The sequence below is a fragment of the Streptomyces palmae genome, from assembly GCF_004684805.1.
GTDB classification, from domain to species: Bacteria; Actinomycetota; Actinomycetes; order Streptomycetales; family Streptomycetaceae; genus Streptomyces; species Streptomyces palmae.
The window spans coordinates 1-1,061 of the sequence record NZ_SRID01000721.1 but is presented as its reverse complement, the minus strand read 5'-3'; the positions used below and the strand labels follow the sequence as shown (position 1 = coordinate 1,061).

1 protein-coding gene is annotated in these 1,061 nt (G+C 76.3%); it reads left to right on the top strand.

The window, feature by feature from the left end; genetic code table 11:
- Positions 1-1,032 (top strand): DNA-3-methyladenine glycosylase family protein (locus E4099_RS32300; RefSeq protein ID WP_425348295.1); only part of this gene is annotated, 1,032 nt, incomplete at its 5' end.
- Positions 1,033-1,061 lie beyond the last annotated feature (29 nt).

Here is a 1,061-nt window from a genome sequence, read left to right as displayed (position 1 = left end):
CCCGTCACCGGTCCCGCCCCGTCGAGCCGCACCGCGGTGCGCGGCGGACAGGTGCGGGTGCCCGCGTCCCGGGCCTCCGAGGCGGGGGCGCCGCGGGTGCGGCGGTGGATGCCGAAGGGGGACCTCCACCTGGGGCTCGCCCTGGGGCCGCTGCGTCGGGGACCCGGTGATCCGGCGTTCCGGGTGGGTTCGGACGGGGCGGTGTGGCGGGCCTCTCGGACCCCGGACGGGCCGGGCACCATCCGTATCGCGCGGGACGGCGCGGAAGTGGTGGCCGAGGCGTGGGGGCCGGGTGGCCCCTGGCTGCTGGACGGGCTTCCGGCGCTGCTCGGCGCGGATGACGACCCCTCGGTCTTCGTCCCCCGGCACCGGCTGGTGCACGAGGCGCACCGGCGCTACCCCGGGCTGCGGCTGTGCCGGACGGGGCTGGTGCTGGAGTCGCTGATCCCCTCGATCCTGGAGCAGAAGGTCACCAGCGATGAGGCGTACCGCGGGTGGCGGCTGCTGCTCCAGCGGTTCGGGGAGCCCGCGCCGGGCCCGGCGTCAGAGGACTCTGGCGGAGGTGGCCGGGGCGGCGTGAGCGGGCGGCTGAGGGTGATGCCGGATCCGCGGGGCTGGGCGATGATCCCCTCCTGGGAGTGGCACAAGGCCGGTGTGGACGCCAAGCGGGCGGAGACGGTGATACGGGCGGCGCGGGCCGCCCGGCGGTTGGAGGAGGCGGCGGGCATGCCGTCCGCGGAGGCCGCGGCGCGGCTTCGGCTGATTCCGGGCATCGGCCCGTGGACGGCGGCGGAGACCCTTCAGCGCAGCAACGGCTGCCCGGACGCGGTCACCGTCGGGGATCTGCATCTGCCGGGGATCGTCGGTTACGCGCTCACCGGGCAGCGCGGGCTGGACGACGCGGCGATGCTGGAGCTTCTGGAGCCGTACGCGGGTCAGCGGCACCGGGCGGCGCGGTTGGTCCTGCTGTCCGGGCGGGTGCCGGAGCGGCGGGCGCCGCGGTTTTCCGTGCGGGATTTTCGGGCTATGTGAGGTGTGTGCGGGGGTGGGGTGGCTGGTCG